Raw genomic sequence first — 17,032 nt, forward strand, 5'->3', positions numbered from 1 at the left:
AATTGAAATTAAATTGGCTGATGAATTAAACCCTACATCTTTTTAATGGATAGTTAAGATTTAATACATGTTTTACTCTTCCTCATTTGATTTTATTTTTCTTATATATCTATTCAAAACAAAAGCAGCTGTCCAAAACGCTAAGGCCACTAGAGTATATTCCATAGCTTGCTCTCCTGCATAGCGCAAACTATAGTAAAACACCATAATCATGATGGCAACCAAGATCCAATAAATAATTCTCAATATTTTCGTGAATTCCATTTTTCTCTATTTCAATAGTTCATAAGCAGCCTCCACATAGGTATAAACATCATTTGGATGTTCATCTGTATAAAGCTTGCTTCTACTTTTTCCTAATCTTACAACCACAGCATTTTTGTCTTTTAACACAAAAATATATTGTCCTAAAATACCTCTTGCATATGGAATTTGCTTTCCATTATAGTTCAAAATCCACCACTGATAACCATAATGAGGAATGCGTTCTCCAGACCTGATCAAGCGCGCTGGCATGGTGGCCATTTCAATATAATCAGCTGGTACTACTTGTTCACCATTCCAGTTTCCTTTATTCAAAACCAACTGACCAATTCTAGCAAAATCTCTGGCAGTACTATTAAAACAACAAAATGCTTTTTCCATTCCTCCTTCTTTATCTAAACTCCAAAGCGCATCATGTTCAGCTCCTATTTTTCTCCATAAGCGGTTTGTAGCATAATCGCTGATAGATTGCCCTGTAGCCGCTTCCAATACCTCAGCTAAAATTTGTGTATTGATACTTTTATAAGCAAATTCTTGAGACGGTTTATTCGAAACCTCTAATTCTGCCACTAATTTCTTTAAGTTATTTCCATAATAGGCATCAGTTGTTTTGGAAAAAGGGCTCATATAAGCTTCATTCCAATCAATGCCAGAACTCATGGTTAACAGATTTTTAATAATGATTTTTGACTTTTCACCTTCGTTAAAAGATTCTATAAAATCGGAAACAGGCTGAAATACGCTTTCTATTTTTCCTTCATCAATAGCAATTCCCACTAGCAAACTCACTATACTTTTGGCTGCCGAAAAGGAATTGGATATTTCATTTTCATCATATCCTAAATAATATTTTTCATAAAACAGTGCTGTGTCTTTCACTACCAAAAAGGCAGTGGTTTCGTAATCATCTAGCTTATCTTGATAAGTTCGCCCCATTTCATATTGATTATATTGAGGGGATTTCTCCCAAGGCTGCGGATCACTTGCAGCTACTGTCCTATTCTCAAAAATTTCATAATCATCAATATTGGCAGTTAAATGAAGAAGCGCTTTTTGTGCGTAATTGGGCAAGAAGAAGTAAATAATTCCTAATAGTATGACTACCAAAATGCTGTAGCCGCCAATCTTTTTCAACATAGTAATTTTGCTTTTTTAGAATAGATGTAAAAATAAGGTTTCAAAATTCATTTTTTAGCATTAATCTAAAATGAATTTATAAATCAACATTTCTCTTCTACCTTCGTAATGATTATCTTGTTGAATAAAATAAAACTTAATTTAATTAATATGAAAAAAGGACTTTTAATCACCATAGGCGTAATAGCCGTTATTGTTTTTATTCTTTATCGAGTATTTGCAGGTTCGTATAACAAAATGGTCACAAAAGAAGAGCAAGTGACTGGAGCTTGGTCACAAGTAGAAAATGTATACCAAAGAAGGGCAGATTTGATTCCTAATTTGGTGAATACCGTGAAAGGATACGCTGATTTTGAGCAAGAAACTTTGCAAGGAGTTATTGAAGCAAGATCAAAAGCAACAGGCGTAAATGTAAATGCTGATGATTTAAGTCCTGAAAAATTGGAACAATTTCAGCAAGCACAGCAAGGATTAAGTTCTGCTTTATCTCGATTGATGGTAGTGGTAGAGAGATATCCAGACTTAAAAGCGAATCAGAATTTCATCAAATTGCAAGATCAGTTGGAAGGAACAGAAAACCGAATTGCAGTAGAAAGAAGACGATTTAATGAGGTGACACAGGAATACAACACTTACATTAGAAAATTTCCTCAAACAATGTTAGCTGGAATGTACGGCTTTGAAAAGAAAGGCTATTTTGAAGCGGATGAAGGTGCGGATGAGGTTCCTGAAGTGAGTTTTGATTAAAAACGTTAAGGCAAGTTAAGGCTTCTGAACCATATTCAGAAGCCTTTTTTTTTGACAATAATAGTTATATTAAATGCTATTGTAATTTAAATTACCGTAATCTACATTACAATATAACAACTAAATCTATTTGAATAGATTGCATCTATACTCATATCAATAATGAAAGAATTAGATTTCCTCATTGCTCAAAATAATAACTATTGCTTTTCTGCATCGTAAATCATTTGAGATTTATTAACTTTAAACCATGGCAAAAGACGCATTTACCGAAGAGGAAAAAAAACGAATTGTAAACGCAATTAAAGAAGCGGAAAAAAACACATCTGGAGAAATCCAAGTGCATTTGGAAAACCACTGCAAGGAAGATGTAATGGATCATGCAGCCCATATTTTCAAAACCTTGAAAATGCACAAAACCGAACTGCGCAATGGCGTTCTATTCTACATGGCCATCAAAGACCATAAATTTGCCATTTTAGGAGATGCTGGAATCAACAATAAAGTGCCTGAAAACTTCTGGGATGATATAAAAGAACATATGCTTTCACATTTTAAAAATGGAGATTTAACTGCAGGGCTGAGTGAAGGCATCAAAATGGCAGGCGAGCAATTAGCTGCTCATTTTCCTTATCAAAAAGATGATGAAAATGAATTGCCTGATGAGATTTCTTTTGGAAAGAATTGATGATGCTACTTTTTTTTAGTTATTATAATCCAATTGGCACTCCCTTCCGATAGCCTTAGGCGGGTTTTTAGCTATGAAACGCCCCTTTTGTTCCTAAAGCAAGCTGTTGTATTCCGTGCAAGAGGCACAAGTAACGATCACTAGCCAAGGCCTAGCGATAGACCAGCTATTTTGAATTTACTTCCCAATCTCCCCCAAGTGCGTAAACTTAAAGCCTTTCTCATACTTTAAGCCGTAGCCAAATATTCTGTCCATGCTGGCATGGCCGAATAGAATAATACCTGAAAGCAATAAGTAATCATTAGTCAACCACCAGCCTATTGAATACACTAAAATTGCAATCCCTTTGTGATGGAAGAGATTATAAGCAAAAGCGCCTATTTTGTCACCAAAGATATACCCTATCATTCCAATGTCTGGTGCTAAAATTAAAACAGGAAACCACCACCAAGCAAAAGGAAGCTCGGCAAAAAGCAAAATGGATAAAGCAAACATTGCAGCTTCTTCCAAGCGAATTAAGTCTTTCATCAGCACTACAATAAAATTAAAAAATTAACCGATCAAGCGCATCAACTCTTTTCGGCTTTTGTGATAGGCATCATTAAAGCGTGAAAGAATTAAAGCATAACTGGCTACTAATATAATAATAGGAAAAATTATAGTTAACCAATCATCTCTTTGAGCAAATGAGATGATTGAAAAAAGAACCATTAAAATGATCCAGAAAATCAGGAAATACTTAACGCTAGGAAAAAGGCTAAATTCTAAATGAACTAAACTCCCGCTATCACCTCCTTCTACTTTACCCTTGATTAAGGGTAAAAAATTATTAGGTCTGTTTACTATTTGAGAAATAGCAAATTTATTTATGCCCACTTTTCCATTAAATAAATAAGCTTCGGCTTCAATATCATCTAAAGACTGGTTTTTGAAGGATTGATATTTCACAGGCTTTACGGCCAGCTCCATGCGTCTTATGATTTCTTTTTCCCCTAAAGGACTAAGAAACATTTCCGATTTAGCTGGCCATAACTGCATTATTTAATTGCAATACAGCTAATTTCTACATTCACGTCTTTAGGTAAACGTGCTACTTCAACCGTTTCTCTTGCTGGCGGGTTTTCTTTAAAATACATGCCGTAAGCTTCGTTTATTGTAGCAAAATTACCCATATCCTTTACGAAAATACTGCATTTTACCACATCAGAAAAGCCCATTCCTGCTTCTGAGAGAATAGCTTCAAGGTTTTTCATGACCTGATGGGTTTCCTCTGTGATATTCTCATTAATCAATTCTCCTGATTGTGCGTCCAAGGCTATTTGTCCTGAAACATATAATGTATCCCCAGCTAAAATTGCCTGATTATAAGGTCCGATTGGTGCAGGTGCTTCTTTTGTTTGAATGATTTGTTTACTCATCTCGCTTTTTATGATTAGTTCCTTAACTTTGGTTCAAAACTAACAAATTATGAAGATACTTGTTGTTGGAGACCCCAAAAACCAAGAGGAAATCACAGCAAAATTTGGTGAAAAACACCAAATTCTTTCTTTTGACGATTTAACAGAGATTACAAAGGAAGCTTTTTTTGAAGCAGATGTAGTTTTTGATTTTTTCGTGGCAGAAGAACCTGAAGCACTTACATTTTATGAGCAACGTCCAGACTTGACCATATTCACCCATATGGCGGTGAGCTCTTTCGGAAATTTACAAATCTTTCAACATCAAACCCAAAATACCGTTTTCGGATTTAATGGTTTGCCTACATTTATCAACAGAAGTGTTTTAGAATGTACACTTCAAAATGAACAGGAAAAAGAGAAATTAAATCTAATCTGCGGTAAGTTAGAGACTGATTTTGAAATAGTGGAAGACAGAGTGGGAATGGTTACGCCTAGGATAATTTGCATGGTTATTAATGAAGCCTATTATACCGTTCAGGAAGGAACTGCAGAAAGAGAAGATATTGATTTAGGGATGAAACTCGGCACTAATTATCCATTTGGTCCTTTTGAGTGGTGTGAGAAAATTGGACTCGTAAAAGTTTATGAACTTTTGGAGGCCATTTACGATGACACTAAGGAAGAAAGGTATAAAATCTGTCCTAAATTAAAGAAAGAATATTTAGCTTTAGTAGAATAATAAAAACAAACTTTTTAACTTAAAAAGTACACTTTATGGCACATAATGAAGAATATAGCCTGTTTGAAGATGTGTGTAGTTTCGTTGACGATGCTGCACAACATATGAAATTACATCCAGGACTATTAGAACAAATCAAGCAATGCAACAGTATTTACAAATTCCACTTCCCCATCCGATTGGAAGATGGCTCTTATCAAGTGGTGAAAGGCTACCGAGTGCAACACTCTCATCATAAGCTTCCAACTAAAGGTGGTATTCGATTTAGTGAGATGGTAAATGAACAAGAAGTAATGGGCTTGTCAGCATTGATGACTTACAAATGTGCGATGGTAAATATTCCATTTGGTGGAGCCAAAGGAGGAGTAAACATTGATCCCTTACAATATAATGCTGGGCAGCTTGAAAAAATCACAAGGAGATATACTTCTGAATTGATCAAAAAGAAATTTATCGGACCTGCTATTGACGTACCAGCTCCTGATTATGGAACTGGCGCAAGAGAAATGGCCTGGATAGTAGATACTTACGAAGCATTCAACCCTGAAGCTATTAATGCTAAAGCTTGTGTGACTGGTAAGCCGCTTTCCCAACACGGAATTGAAGGAAGAACAGAAGCTACTGGTATGGGGGTATATATCGGAATCAGAGAAGCAGTAAGTGTTGAGGATGATATGAAAGAGTTAGGCTTAAAAACAGGTCTGAAAGATAAGAAAATCATTATTCAAGGATTGGGTAATGTTGGATTCTATACTGCTAAATATTTAAAAGAAGCAGGTGCCAAAGTTATAGGAATTGCAGAATGGAATGGCGGTATTTGGGATGAGGAAGGAATAGATATTGAATCCTTAAAAAATTATCAATCAGCAAATAAAACTTTTGATGGCTATGGTAAAGGAAAGTTTATTGAAAATTCTGTTGAGATAATGGAATACCCTTGCGATATCCTAATTCCAGCAGCTTTAGAAAACCAAATTACTAGCGAAAACGCTCCAAGAATTCAAGCTAAAATAATTGGTGAGGCTGCTAATGGTCCAATTACTAAAGAAGCTGAAAAAATACTACTAGATAAAGATATTTTGGTCATACCTGATATGTATTTAAATGCAGGTGGTGTGACAGTTTCTTATTTTGAGTGGTTGAAAAACCTATCAAGAGTTTCATTTGGTAAATTGGAGAAACGCTATGACATGGAAAAATATAAGTTCTTGGTAGATAGCATTGAAAATGCTACAGGCGATGCCTTTAATCAAGAACAAAGAGACTCAATCATTAGAGGAGCAAGCGAGCGTGATTTAGTAAATTCAGGTTTGGAAGAAACCATGGTAACTGCCTATCATGATATGAATCAAAAAAGAAAAGATAAAAAAATCAAAAGCTTAAGAACTGCTGCTTTCATTTTAGCAATTGATAGAATAGCGGTTAGTTATACTGATATGGGAATATTCCCTTGATCAATCATCTTTAAAATCTGTCAGGTTAAAGTGAACCTGACAGATTTTTTTAGGATTTTCCTTCTTGGTCCAAACGGACGCTTGAACTAGTAGCAGACTCTTTCTAAAGCATTTTTCATATTATCCAACCGACACCCCTATAATCCCCTCCAGGAGATAATTATCACAGATTTTATTCAGTAGTAAATAATATGTTTCATCACTATTGTTTACAAGGAAAAACAAAAGGCTCGAAATAATCAATTTAGCAAACAGAAGGATTTCTATGGACTTTCCTTGTCAGCTGGGGAGAATAAATGGGCCTTATTTCATCCCAGGTTGTTTTATTTCATAGCCAGTTTTCTCCTTTTCTTCTTTTACCATTTCTTTCACATCTTCTAGCAGTTTTTTAGCATCGTAGATAATACCGTCTTTAATGGTGTATTTCACTCCTCCAGCTCTAATTACCTCATTATCTTCTGTCAATTTAATAGCGCCCGTTCCATAAAGCACCTTCAGATTTTCTAATGGGTTTTCCTCTACAATGACAAAATCAGCCATTTTACCAATCTCAACTGTCCCTATTTTATCTTCCATTCCTAATGCTTCTGCACCATTCAAAGTAGCCGACATCATAATTTCTAAAGGATGAAAACCCGCTTCTCTCAATAATTCCATTTCACGGATATAAGCAAATCCATATAGCTGGAAAATAAAGCCCGAATCGGAACCAGTGGTGACTCTTCCTCCTCTGTTTTTGTATTCGTTTACAAATGTCATCCACAATTGATAATTTTTTCGCCAGCTGGTTTCTTCCTCTGTACCCCAATAATGCCAATATGATCCATGCGATATTTTGCTGGGTTGATAGAATTCCCATAGCGATGGTAGCGTATATTCATCATGCCATTCCGCTCGACTGGTTCGCATCAAATCACGACTGGCTTCATAAATATTAAAGGTAGGATCCAAGGTCAAATCAAGTTCCAATAATTCATTCATTACCTCATTCCATTTATCAGAATAGGGCGGTGCAGCCTGCTCCCATAATTTTCCTGCTTCGGAAAAACGGTCTTGTTCATTTCTGTAATTATAATCTAGTTTGTAATGTTGAACTGTTCTGTCCGTGAATAAAGCTTCTGGTAATCCATACCAATGTTCCATGGTGGTCAAGCCTGCTTTAGCTGAGTTCAAAACATTCCAACGCGCTACATCCATTTGTGCATGATGCATAGCAGAACGTAATCCTAAACTTTTATTTTCTTCTAATGCGGCTTGCATGATTTCAGGTCTTGCTCCAAAAAACTTAATTCCATCAGACCCCTTTTCAGCATTTTCCTGCACCCATTTTCTGGCCATTTCAACAGTACTTATGGGCGATTTACTTCCTTGCCCGAATTCGGTATAAGCCACAATTCTTGGAGCTGTAATTTTATTTTTAGCAGATTTTGCTTTGTGCTCCAAAACCCAATCTATCCCATTTCCTGAATATGGATCTCTTATAGTGGTAATTCCATGACCCATCCATAATTTAAAAACATATTCAGCAGGAGTTCCCTGAGCTTCTCCACCAATATGGCCGTGCATATCAATAAAGCCAGGCATTAAGTACATACCAGAAGCATCTAATTCTTTGCCCCCCTTTTGTAATTCTGGTCTTTTATCTTCATTTATTTCCACACCAGGATAGCCCACAGTCTTAATTTCAACAATCTTATTTTGCTCCACTACTATATCTACAGGACCAACAGGAGGAGCACCATTTCCATTTATTAAGGTGACGCCCCTGATAATTAGTTGAGGCCATGGGCCTTCTCCTTCTGTTCTTTCAGGAGCATCTTTAATTTGTGCCAAAATTGGAAATTGAATCAGTACAATGAATAACGATAAAATTAGCTTTCTCATAAATATCTCTTTTTCTAAGAATTCTAATATAGGAAAGTTTAAATGAAGAAGAGGTCGCTATTTGAAGAGTGGATATTTTAATCGATGGAAGTTTACTGTCCTCATTATAAAATCCATTTTCCAATATAGAAAATCAAAAAACAAGCTTCCAACGAAAAGCCCATCGCCAACCTAATTCGTAATTTTTAATTTCTGCTAATTGTAAAATCTCTTTCCATTCTTGTTTGGTGAATGCTCTCCAAACTGAAAGACAAGCATCATTTTGCACCATAGGAGATTTGCTGAAAAGCCGAGTAATCCATTTTATAGAATAGTAAGCAAAGTGATGCCTATGCAGGTCATTAATGATTACTTTATCGGATTGATCACGAAACTGTTTTAACAATTTGATAAGATCATTTTGGGGGAAATGATGAAGGAAAAGTGTGCATGTCAATACATTAAACTTTCTGTTTTTAAAGGTCTCTGAAAAAATATTTTCAGCATGAAAAAATATTTCAGGATAGTCTTTGCAATGCTCCTCTGCATAAGAAATCACATTAGGATTAGCATCAAAACCATGTAATTGAACTTTAATTTTTTGAGTTCTACACCATCTAGCAATTTTCAAAAGCATTTCTCCGCTCCCACAGCCTAAGTCTGCAATTTTCCATTCTTTGTTAGGCTGTGATCTGAAAATTTCTTTAACTGCCTTCAGGGTTATCGCATTCCCTCCTAACCAATGATTGATAATATCCAATTCTTTTAAAGCACGATAAAGAGAAGGGCTATCATCAGATAAATCATCCATGATTTCTTCTTCTTCCGAACGATAGGATAGATCAACTTTTTTCATAATTCCACTCGCTCTAAGAGCATGCTTTCCATGGTCAAGCCTGGTCCAAAGGCAAAGCTTAAGACTTTATCATTTGGTTGGATTTTATCCCTCATCTCATCCAAAACAAAAAGAACAGTGGGCGATGACATATTCCCAAACTCCCGTAAGACTTTATACGCAGAATCATTTATTTCAGCAGGTAATTTCAACCCTTTTTCTACAGCTTGCAATATCCTTTTCCCGCCAGGATGTATGGCAAAATGGTTAATGTCTTTTATGGTTAATTGCAGTTTTTCCATTAGTTCTTCACCTAATTTAGCAATATTTTGAGCAATTACCTCAGGAACATAACTACTTAGCCTCATCTCAAAACCTAAATTTCCGATATTCCAAGCCATCTCCTGCTCAGAATTACCTTCCACTATACTTCTAAAAGCTTTTATTTCCAATGCTTGTTCCGTTTTTTCATTACTAACCACTACAGATGAAGCCCCATCTCCAAAAAGAGTGTTTGCTAATATATTATCTTCTGAAAAAGTAGATTGAAAATGAATGGTGCATAATTCCACACAAACGATCAAAACCTTTGAGTCCTTCTCAGAGCGGGCTATATGATGAGCTGTTTTTAATGCATTAAAGGCAGCAAAGCATCCCATGAATTGAATGGAAGTCCGTTCAATATTTGGATTCAATCCTGCATTTTTAATTAATTGAATATCAAGTCCAGGTGCAAACATACCTGTGCAACTCACGGTAATTAAATGTGTGAATTCATTCGCATTGTACTTTTTAAAAACTTTCTCTAAGCTTTTTTGTGCCAAGGGCAGAGCATGTTTTGCAAATAATTGCATTCGGTCTGCTGTATTAGGTAGCGATTTTCCATTATCTAATTGGGGATAAAATAACCAATCTTTATCATCTGAAAATTGATAATCTGGAATTACGGTATGTCTTTTTTGTATGCCTGACATCCTAAAAACAGCTTTTAACTTTCGGCTATTCTCTTCGTTTAATTGCATGGCTTTCTGCATAAAGCCCGCTATATCATTTTGAGTAATGTTTAATTCTGGATTGGCAGGAGAAATCAGGTTGATGTATGGCATAGATAGCATTTGATTGTTTATATTAACCGAAATATTTGACTTTTGTTACCATGAAAAAAGCTGTTCACATCCTTAGGCATTTAAGGATTCCTTTTTCTTTCTTTCTATTGCCCGTATATATCTTCGCTTTAGGAATCAGCCCAAATATTGCAGGGGACAGAATTCTCTTAACATTCGTAATATTGCATTTTTTCATCTACCCAGCTAGTAATGCTTATAATTCCTATTTTGATAAAGATGAAGGTAGTATTGGCTTGATAAAAACGCCACCTCCTGTTACCACCGGATTATATTATACAAGTTTGATCTTCGATTTCATAGGCTTTGCTTTGGCATGGCTAATAAGTATGGAGTTTGCACTTCTAGTCTTTATTTACGGATTGGCTTCGAAGGCTTATAGCCACCCTGGTGTTCGTCTTAAAAAGTATCCTTGGTTAGGTTGGATGGTTGCTGGCTTTTTCCAAGGAGTATTTACTTTTTATATGGCTTATGTGGGTATAAATGATTTCGGATGGGAAATAGCTTTGAAATGGAAAGTCATTTTACCTGGTTTATTAACTTCCGCATTTTTATGGGGCTCTTTCCCAATGACACAGATCTACCAGCATAATGAAGATGATAAAAGAGGAGATTATACCCTCTCTCTATTATTAGGTATAAAAGGTACGTTCTTATTTACTTTGGTTACTTTTCTTCTAGCTACCTTAGGCTTTGAGTATTATTTTCTGAATTACCACACTGAAAAAATGGCCATTGCCTTTTTATTATTCATGGCACCTACCGTTCTCTATTTCTTAATTTGGTTTGCGATTGTACACAGAAATGAAAAACATGCTAATTTCGGATGGACTATGGGATTAAATCTTATTTCTGCAATTTGCCTAAATGCATTTTTCATTTATTTCTTTTTGCAGACCAGCCATTTGTATCAGTTGAATATGTGAATAAAGATTTTAAGATAATTGAAAGCCGATCATTTTAATTCGAAAATACAATAAAGCCTAATTGTAAATTAAGACCCAAGAAAAATGTAGGCTGCCAAGATGTAAATTCAATACCTGGCTGAATAGCCAAGTCAAAGTTCAATCTTTTAAAGAAGCTTCTTTGCAATCCATAGGATAACATTAAATCTAATACAGCAGGACTATTTCCGATTCTGTCTGAATTACTATAAAAAAAACTTTGATGGTAAAACCTTGCGGTAAATCCCACATAGTTTGCGGAATTGTAATTGATATTTTTATCCATTGCTGCCCTTTTATCTAAGTTATGATAAAACCTAGGTTGTACAGAGATTTGGGGTGTTAAAACATACCATGGACTTACACCATATATTGCTTGGGAAGTTGTCCCACCGCCACCAAAAACCCGTAGCCCAATGATGTTATATAGTGAAATATGATGGCCCAATTTCTTTTCATAAGATATTCCTATACCGTTTGGCGAGCCTATCTCAAACTTTATTAAATTCTCACTCACAGTAGCGGACTCTCCTTTTATAAGTGCTGCGGGTTTGTCTTGAGCTTTTAAATCAATTGTACTAATCAAACTAATAGCAAATAATATGATTGAATATCTCTTCATTTTAAAAAATTAATAGTTATAAAAATGCTGGTTCGTTTTACACTCTAAAGATGATAAAAATTAACTTAATCATTAAGAGAAAAGTTAAATTTCTAAACTTATACCATTCTCTCCGTATACTATGAGATAACTATAAACACAAAATTATGAACATATTAGTAATTGGAGCCAACGGTAAAATTGGACAGAAAATAGTCAATAAAATTCATAGTAATTCACCGCATGATGCCATCGCAATGGTGAGAAAGGAATCACAAAAAGATCAATTTGAAAAGAAAGGAATCAAAACAGTTATAGGTGATCTGGAAAAAGATTTCAGTCACGCTTATGAAGGAAATAATGCAGTAATTTTCACCGCTGGAAGTGGTGGCCATACAGGTGATGATAAAACCAAAGCGATTGATCAACAAGGTGCAATCAAAGCAATTGATCTAGCTGTTCAACATAAATATATTCGCTTTATGATGGTGAGTGCTTTTGGTGCTGACTTTAATCCATCTGAATGGCCTGAAAAAATGGCAAGTTATTATAATGCCAAATCAGCAGCAGATGATTATTTGCAACAGACTGGTTTAAATTATACGATTTTTAAACCTGGGGCATTAACTGATGATGAACCAAAAGGTAAAGTTGATTTTGGTGAAAGAACTGATGAAAGAACTGGTTCCATTCCGCGTTGGGATGTAGCTGATGTATTAGTAAAATGCTTAGAAGCCGAAAATACTTATCGTAAATCACTTGAATTACTTTCGGGTCCGCATAGAATTGAAGAAGCGATAGAAAACGTTAAATAATTAATTATAACTTTTCCAAAGCTCACAACTTTGGAAAAGTTTTTTACTTATGGCAGAATACCTCCCTCATCATTTAAAGGTGATAAATTTGCTATTTACCTTTTCTTTTTCTCGTTGAGAGGTCTTTGCATCTCCACGTCTCTCGATTAAAATGCGGGACAGGTTTTGCGAGAGTTACCTCAAGCTTTTGGCTTGCATAGGTTTTCGGCTTTGCTGAAATGAAGGAACTAACTCAGAACCTCATGCAAAATTCGAAGTGATTTAATTTCTTTAAAGGAATGACTGTGGATTTGATAGAAATGAATTAAAATTTTTAGCAATTGCTGTCTTTGTTCTCCATTGATTTTCAAATCATATGTTATATCATTTGCTAATAACTCCTCCAATTTCACCAATTCATCTGGTCTTAATTTAATCTGATGATAATGCGAAACTTCATCCAGAATTTCAACGGCACCAGATGGCTTGAATCCTAAATAAGTAGATAGCTGAGCTAGAAACTGTAAATGAAAATTGATATAATCCTCTTCCTTTTGGTCAAAATAAGTGAGGCTATCATGAATAAAACCGAACATCATAGGATTATCCTCTTCCTCCCCACGTAGAATATGATTTAGAAACTCCGCTAAGAAAATACCAATTGAAGATTTAATAATTTCATAAGGAATAGAGCGATAAGGCGGATTCACTTTAATTTCCGACATGCGGTTGATGCTGCTATTGGTCTTTTTATAAACCACTAAATCAAGCAAAGTTAAAGGCTGGAAAATAGCCATTTTATGTTTGGCTTTTGCCTTACGGACGCCATTTTCAATATAGGATTGTATACCGAATTTTTCTGTATATACCTGAATGATGAGCGAGCTTTCACCATATTTTACATGTCCGAGTACTATGCCTTTGGTCTTGTGAAGCATTTAGTTTCCTTTAATTCTATTGCAAATTAAGATGAATTTTGAGATTAAAGTGATAGTCTAAATATATGAGGATTTATTTAGTCCAAACAAACTCAGCTAAACTCTTAGCTCGCCTTAAATCAAGGAGAGACCATGAAATTTTTCGCTAAAGCGAAAAAGCTTTTGCTTTTTTTGTTTCCTTTTGTGGTTAAAAATTAAGCTTGTTAAAATATACTACTGGTAGCAAATTTCCACCACAAAAGAAATAGAAGAACACAATAGAAAATAACCAAGGTTATTTTTCGTCATCCAATATACGTTTCAATCAAGGAAGTAAAGCAAATTTAGTTTGGTAAGTTTCCGTCCCATCTGGGTTGATAGAAAAAACCAAATACACACCACTTTTAGCTCTGAAGCCTGAATAATTCCCTAAATCCCATGAAAATGTTCCACCATTAGCTTTCCCTTTATGAATAAGGTTTCCTGCTATGTCGGTTATCATCACTTCATTGTTATAAGCCAAACCTCGGATAGTAACCGTATTATCAGCTGATAGCCTTACTGGGTTTGGAAATACCTCCACATCAGTATGGAATGCACCCGCGCGGGTGGCATCCGTTCGGTATGAAAGAAATTGAGATGATGAACTTATGAAAAGCTCTCCATTTAAAGGATTGACCACCATTTGCTGAATATCATTATTCACAATTGGGCTATTTGATCTTCTCAAATGCAGGATATTTCGTTCTGTATCTTCATCAAAAAGCCATAAGCCATCTCGGGTACTCATCCATTTTCTATTACCTCCATCTATGGTTATATGATTAACAGGAATTCCATCGAAAAGGAAAAAGCCTTCAAATATCGGTTGGGAAGCATCCACATTTTCATCTTGCAATACACCTTGAAAGCGATTAAAAAAAGCAACTCCACTTTCAGTAGCAATCCATAACTGCCCACTTAAACCCATTGCCAAATCCTTAATTTGATTATTCGGCAGATTCCCATTTCCCAATACGGTGTTCAGCCTTCTTTCTTCACCGCTCTCAGGATTGAAAACAAAAATGCCTGAATTAGTGGCAAGATAATGGTCTCCATTTGGGACAATCAAATAATCATTAATTCTATTTTTGGCTGGCAAATTCATTTCTAAAACATCACCAGTATCAGGATTGAAAAGAGCGTATAAATTATTCTCTGTTTTTACCAATGCCCAATAACTAGCTTGCGGACTTTCCGCTAAGCTGACCCATTCCGTAATGATTGAATCTCCCAAATTTAGTGAGCTGATGTTTTCTGTGTCCCAACTAAATAACCCTTCTGCCTCACTAAGGAAAATACCATTTCCGGAAATGAGGTCTAAAGCAACATCCCTGAAAAGTGGTAAGTCTTTTCCTTCAGTGTCTTTTCCAGTATATGCCCATTTGCCATTTTCAAAATATGAAAAGCCTCCTGTACTTTCTGCTAAATGAAAAGTAAATTGTTCTAATTGATGGAGACTTTGGGTTTTACCTTTTGTTCCTTGAGGTGTTAAAGTTTCAGTTGCTCCATCCTGATAGCGGATTAAGCCTGAGGTTTCTTCAGCAAGGAAAAACTGACCCCCGAAAAAATTAAAATCATGGATTTGATTTGTTTCTGTAACAGTAAAAGCAAATTCAAATTTGCTCTCTTTTAACTGGAAAATCTGATTAGTTAAAGATAAATAAAGCTCATTATTTACCACTTTTAATTGCTGAATAGAAGCATCTGTTCCATAAATACTTTCCCAATTATCATTTTGTATTTGATAAACGCTGTCATTTTCCGCCCAACCATAAAGGTTTCCCTCATAAAAAACTGTTTTCAAAAGTGATGTTCCTTCATTATCAATGGAATCTCTATTCCAATTTTGAAAATCCTTTAGGTTTATATTTCCCGATAAATCACCAGTCAATAATCCTTGGGCTGTACTCAGATAAAGTTTCTCGTCATGGGTACTAATATCATTTATTTTGATTGTTTCACCATTCACTGCCAAATCAAGAAAGGCATTTATTAATTCGTTTTCTTTGGAATTGTACAAAACCACTCCAAAATCTGTAGCCAGATAAATAATATCAGATACTAATACTGCTCCATTAATCATTTTATCTCCTCTCAGATCGGATTCATAAATTTCTCTGAAAGTGGTGATGCTTAAATCTTCATCCATTACATCCATTAAACCATCTTCATAGCCAATTAATAGTAAATCATTCGTCACTTTCAGCATGCTGATGTTGACACTGCTTAAACCATCTGTAGTACTTAAAGTATTCAGACTTCCATCTTCGGTGTCGAAATAAAAAAGTCCGTTACTAGTAGCGCAGAAGACTTTACCATCAAAAACAGCCGTTATTTCAGCAGTAGAGTAATCCGCATGATTTCTCCAACTGCCCATTGGAATATCCTGAGCAGAGATACTCCATGAAAAGAAAATAAGTAATAAATAAGAGATTGATTTGAGCATGGTTCTTCTAATGCATTGAATTATGTTGTCAAATATAAGGATTAGTGGTTAAGTTATTGCGCCCGCTAACCCCCAAAAGGGACTCCACGGATTTACATAAGTAGAAAATAATAAATTTTACCTCTATTATATTTCATTTTTATATCAAAAATTCAATCGAATGATACAATATCAAATTAAAAAACTGAAGAAACTCAGTGCGCATTCCCCTTTTGGGAGTTAGGGGGCATTAAAACACTTCCTACACCTCGGTTCATATTTATCTTTCTCACCTAGCATAACTTTTTGCTTTTCTTCGCTAAGGCGGTAGGAGTAAGAGGCAATTCCTCCACATTTCACGCAGATGGCGTGAACTTTGGTCACGTATTCTGCCGTTGCCATCAATTCAGGCATGGAGCCAAATGCTTTTCCACTAAAATCCATATCCAAACCTGCTATGATGACTCTTTTACCTTGATTTGCCAATGTATTCACAACCTTCACTATCTCCGCATCAAAAAATTGGGCTTCATCAATCCCAACTACTTCTGAATTTCCAGAGAACAATAATATATCTTCTGCAAAATCAACTGGAGTGGAGCGAATTTTAGTTTTATTATGGGAAACTACTTCTGATTCATCATAGCGGGTATCAATTTTAGGCTTGAAGATTTCTATTTTTTGTTTGGCAATAAGTGCACGATTAAGCCTTCGGATAAGCTCCTCCGTTTTCCCGCTAAACATAGAACCACAAATCAGTTCTATCCAACCTTTCCCCTTACCGCCTTCTTCTCTTCCTATATGTGGTTCTACAAACATGTTTTATAATTTGCTTTTACGTTGTCTTAAATATATTACTGGTCCGTTTGTCACCGACCAAGGATGAGAATTTGAAGTCTCATCCTTGCTAGAAACCCTAAAAATAACCAAGGTTATTTTCTTTTATGTTCTCTCTCTTGTCTCTTTTCCCGATAAATACGAGACAAGTCGTAGTGAGAAATTGCTACCGATTGTAAAGATTACAAACTTTGCTTTTTAACCACAAAAGATTCAAAAGA

Annotated in this window: 18 protein-coding genes; 6 read left to right on the forward strand and 12 right to left on the reverse strand. The window is 35.4% G+C overall.

Features of this window, described 5'->3' with window-relative positions:
* Window positions 1–72 precede the first annotated feature (72 nt).
* Together QYS49_RS02705 and QYS49_RS02710 are read right to left on the reverse strand one after the other, a co-directional pair.
* On the reverse strand, window positions 73–264 hold the full coding sequence (locus QYS49_RS02705) for a hypothetical protein (protein ID WP_308350100.1): 192 nt from the start codon (window positions 262–264) through the stop codon (window positions 73–75).
* 6 nt (window positions 265–270) lie between these two features.
* Window positions 271–1,401 (reverse strand): serine hydrolase domain-containing protein, encoded by a 1,131-nt coding sequence (locus QYS49_RS02710; RefSeq protein WP_308350101.1) that lies wholly within the window; start codon window positions 1,399–1,401, stop codon window positions 271–273.
* A 150-nt stretch (window positions 1,402–1,551) separates the two neighbouring features.
* On the opposite strand from QYS49_RS02710, the gene QYS49_RS02715 reads away from it, so the two are divergent.
* Together QYS49_RS02715 and QYS49_RS02720 are read left to right on the forward strand one after the other, a co-directional pair.
* A complete protein-coding gene (locus tag QYS49_RS02715; protein WP_308350102.1) occupies window positions 1,552–2,148 on the forward strand; it encodes a LemA family protein in 597 nt (198 codons plus the stop codon).
* Between the two features lie 250 nt (window positions 2,149–2,398).
* On the forward strand, window positions 2,399–2,836 hold the full coding sequence (locus tag QYS49_RS02720) for a TPM domain-containing protein (protein ID WP_308350103.1): 438 nt from the start codon (window positions 2,399–2,401) through the stop codon (window positions 2,834–2,836).
* 177 nt (window positions 2,837–3,013) lie between these two features.
* Here QYS49_RS02720 and QYS49_RS02725 read toward each other — a convergent pair whose 3' ends face one another.
* Genes QYS49_RS02725 through QYS49_RS02735 form a run of 3 tightly spaced genes read right to left on the reverse strand, consistent with a single transcriptional unit; the run spans window position 3,014 to window position 4,254 of the window.
* Window positions 3,014–3,364: a DUF4260 domain-containing protein gene (locus QYS49_RS02725; protein ID WP_308350104.1), complete on the reverse strand. Its 351-nt coding sequence runs from the start codon at window positions 3,362–3,364 to the stop codon at window positions 3,014–3,016.
* Between the two features lie 24 nt (window positions 3,365–3,388).
* Window positions 3,389–3,874 carry a hypothetical protein gene (locus tag QYS49_RS02730; RefSeq protein WP_308350105.1) on the reverse strand — a complete coding sequence of 162 codons (486 nt, stop codon included), beginning with the start codon at window positions 3,872–3,874 and terminating at the stop codon, window positions 3,389–3,391.
* The gene (locus QYS49_RS02735; protein ID WP_308350106.1) at window positions 3,874–4,254 is read right to left on the reverse strand and encodes a RidA family protein; all 381 of its coding nucleotides are present in this window, start codon (window positions 4,252–4,254) and stop codon (window positions 3,874–3,876) included. Before QYS49_RS02735 ends, QYS49_RS02730 begins: the two co-directional genes overlap by 1 nt.
* 49 nt (window positions 4,255–4,303) lie before the next feature.
* Here QYS49_RS02735 and QYS49_RS02740 point away from each other — a divergent pair, with 49 nt between their 5' ends.
* Together QYS49_RS02740 and QYS49_RS02745 are read left to right on the forward strand one after the other, a co-directional pair.
* A complete protein-coding gene (locus QYS49_RS02740) occupies window positions 4,304–4,975 on the forward strand; it encodes a 3-hydroxyacyl-CoA dehydrogenase family protein (RefSeq protein ID WP_308350107.1) in 672 nt (223 codons plus the stop codon).
* 35 nt (window positions 4,976–5,010) lie between these two features.
* The gene (locus QYS49_RS02745) at window positions 5,011–6,429 is read left to right on the forward strand and encodes a Glu/Leu/Phe/Val family dehydrogenase (protein WP_308350108.1); all 1,419 of its coding nucleotides are present in this window, start codon (window positions 5,011–5,013) and stop codon (window positions 6,427–6,429) included.
* Window positions 6,430–6,732: 303 nt separating this feature from the next.
* Here QYS49_RS02745 and QYS49_RS02750 read toward each other — a convergent pair whose 3' ends face one another.
* From QYS49_RS02750 to QYS49_RS02760, 3 genes are all read right to left on the reverse strand, one after another.
* The gene (locus QYS49_RS02750; protein WP_308350109.1) at window positions 6,733–8,313 is read right to left on the reverse strand and encodes an amidohydrolase family protein; all 1,581 of its coding nucleotides are present in this window, start codon (window positions 8,311–8,313) and stop codon (window positions 6,733–6,735) included.
* A 133-nt stretch (window positions 8,314–8,446) separates the two neighbouring features.
* Complete coding sequence (locus tag QYS49_RS02755; protein ID WP_308350110.1) at window positions 8,447–9,148, reverse strand: methyltransferase domain-containing protein; 702 nt, start codon at window positions 9,146–9,148, stop codon at window positions 8,447–8,449.
* On the reverse strand, window positions 9,145–10,233 hold the full coding sequence (locus tag QYS49_RS02760) for a type III polyketide synthase (RefSeq protein WP_308350111.1): 1,089 nt from the start codon (window positions 10,231–10,233) through the stop codon (window positions 9,145–9,147). Before QYS49_RS02760 ends, QYS49_RS02755 begins: the two co-directional genes overlap by 4 nt.
* 50 nt (window positions 10,234–10,283) lie before the next feature.
* Between QYS49_RS02760 and QYS49_RS02765 the strand changes: the two genes are divergently transcribed.
* Window positions 10,284–11,177, forward strand: a complete 894-nt coding sequence (locus QYS49_RS02765; protein ID WP_308350112.1) for a UbiA family prenyltransferase — start codon at window positions 10,284–10,286, stop codon at window positions 11,175–11,177.
* A gap of 34 nt (window positions 11,178–11,211) precedes the next feature.
* Here QYS49_RS02765 and QYS49_RS02770 read toward each other — a convergent pair whose 3' ends face one another.
* Window positions 11,212–11,817 (reverse strand): hypothetical protein, encoded by a 606-nt coding sequence (locus tag QYS49_RS02770; RefSeq protein WP_308350113.1) that lies wholly within the window; start codon window positions 11,815–11,817, stop codon window positions 11,212–11,214.
* Window positions 11,818–11,963: 146 nt separating this feature from the next.
* On the opposite strand from QYS49_RS02770, the gene QYS49_RS02775 reads away from it, so the two are divergent.
* Window positions 11,964–12,611, forward strand: a complete 648-nt coding sequence (locus tag QYS49_RS02775; RefSeq protein ID WP_308350114.1) for an SDR family oxidoreductase — start codon at window positions 11,964–11,966, stop codon at window positions 12,609–12,611.
* A 227-nt stretch (window positions 12,612–12,838) separates the two neighbouring features.
* On the opposite strand, the gene recO is transcribed toward QYS49_RS02775, so the two are convergent.
* The 3 genes from recO to QYS49_RS02790 all read right to left on the reverse strand — a co-directional run bounded on the left by recO (window position 12,839) and on the right by QYS49_RS02790 (window position 16,793).
* Window positions 12,839–13,528: a DNA repair protein RecO gene (gene recO / locus QYS49_RS02780; RefSeq protein WP_308350115.1), complete on the reverse strand. Its 690-nt coding sequence runs from the start codon at window positions 13,526–13,528 to the stop codon at window positions 12,839–12,841.
* A gap of 304 nt (window positions 13,529–13,832) precedes the next feature.
* Window positions 13,833–15,995 carry a type IX secretion system anionic LPS delivery protein PorZ gene (gene porZ, locus QYS49_RS02785; RefSeq protein WP_308350116.1) on the reverse strand — a complete coding sequence of 721 codons (2,163 nt, stop codon included), beginning with the start codon at window positions 15,993–15,995 and terminating at the stop codon, window positions 13,833–13,835.
* 219 nt (window positions 15,996–16,214) lie between these two features.
* Window positions 16,215–16,793: a thymidine kinase gene (locus QYS49_RS02790; RefSeq protein ID WP_308350117.1), complete on the reverse strand. Its 579-nt coding sequence runs from the start codon at window positions 16,791–16,793 to the stop codon at window positions 16,215–16,217.
* Window positions 16,794–17,032 lie beyond the last annotated feature (239 nt).

This window comes from Marivirga salinae, from assembly GCF_030503855.1.
Taxonomy (GTDB): Bacteria; Bacteroidota; Bacteroidia; order Cytophagales; family Cyclobacteriaceae; genus Marivirga; species Marivirga salinarum.

Excerpts from the sequence above, each read along its gene's own strand:
- QYS49_RS02705 (WP_308350100.1), bottom strand. The coding sequence starts at position 264 with ATGGAATTCACGAAAATATTGAGAATTATTTATTGGATCTTGGTTGCC.
- QYS49_RS02710 (WP_308350101.1), bottom strand. The coding sequence starts at position 1,401 with ATGTTGAAAAAGATTGGCGGCTACAGCATTTTGGTAGTCATACTATTA.
- QYS49_RS02715 (WP_308350102.1), top strand. The coding sequence starts at position 1,552 with ATGAAAAAAGGACTTTTAATCACCATAGGCGTAATAGCCGTTATTGTT.
- QYS49_RS02720 (WP_308350103.1), top strand. The coding sequence starts at position 2,399 with ATGGCAAAAGACGCATTTACCGAAGAGGAAAAAAAACGAATTGTAAAC.
- QYS49_RS02725 (WP_308350104.1), bottom strand. The coding sequence starts at position 3,364 with ATGAAAGACTTAATTCGCTTGGAAGAAGCTGCAATGTTTGCTTTATCC.
- QYS49_RS02730 (WP_308350105.1), bottom strand. The coding sequence starts at position 3,874 with ATGCAGTTATGGCCAGCTAAATCGGAAATGTTTCTTAGTCCTTTAGGG.
- QYS49_RS02735 (WP_308350106.1), bottom strand. The coding sequence starts at position 4,254 with ATGAGTAAACAAATCATTCAAACAAAAGAAGCACCTGCACCAATCGGA.
- QYS49_RS02740 (WP_308350107.1), top strand. The coding sequence starts at position 4,304 with ATGAAGATACTTGTTGTTGGAGACCCCAAAAACCAAGAGGAAATCACA.
- QYS49_RS02745 (WP_308350108.1), top strand. The coding sequence starts at position 5,011 with ATGGCACATAATGAAGAATATAGCCTGTTTGAAGATGTGTGTAGTTTC.
- QYS49_RS02750 (WP_308350109.1), bottom strand. The coding sequence starts at position 8,313 with ATGAGAAAGCTAATTTTATCGTTATTCATTGTACTGATTCAATTTCCA.
- QYS49_RS02755 (WP_308350110.1), bottom strand. The coding sequence starts at position 9,148 with ATGAAAAAAGTTGATCTATCCTATCGTTCGGAAGAAGAAGAAATCATG.
- QYS49_RS02760 (WP_308350111.1), bottom strand. The coding sequence starts at position 10,233 with ATGCCATACATCAACCTGATTTCTCCTGCCAATCCAGAATTAAACATT.
- QYS49_RS02765 (WP_308350112.1), top strand. The coding sequence starts at position 10,284 with ATGAAAAAAGCTGTTCACATCCTTAGGCATTTAAGGATTCCTTTTTCT.
- QYS49_RS02770 (WP_308350113.1), bottom strand. The coding sequence starts at position 11,817 with ATGAAGAGATATTCAATCATATTATTTGCTATTAGTTTGATTAGTACA.
- QYS49_RS02775 (WP_308350114.1), top strand. The coding sequence starts at position 11,964 with ATGAACATATTAGTAATTGGAGCCAACGGTAAAATTGGACAGAAAATA.
- recO (WP_308350115.1), bottom strand. The coding sequence starts at position 13,528 with ATGCTTCACAAGACCAAAGGCATAGTACTCGGACATGTAAAATATGGT.
- porZ (WP_308350116.1), bottom strand. The coding sequence starts at position 15,995 with ATGCTCAAATCAATCTCTTATTTATTACTTATTTTCTTTTCATGGAGT.
- QYS49_RS02790 (WP_308350117.1), bottom strand. The coding sequence starts at position 16,793 with ATGTTTGTAGAACCACATATAGGAAGAGAAGAAGGCGGTAAGGGGAAA.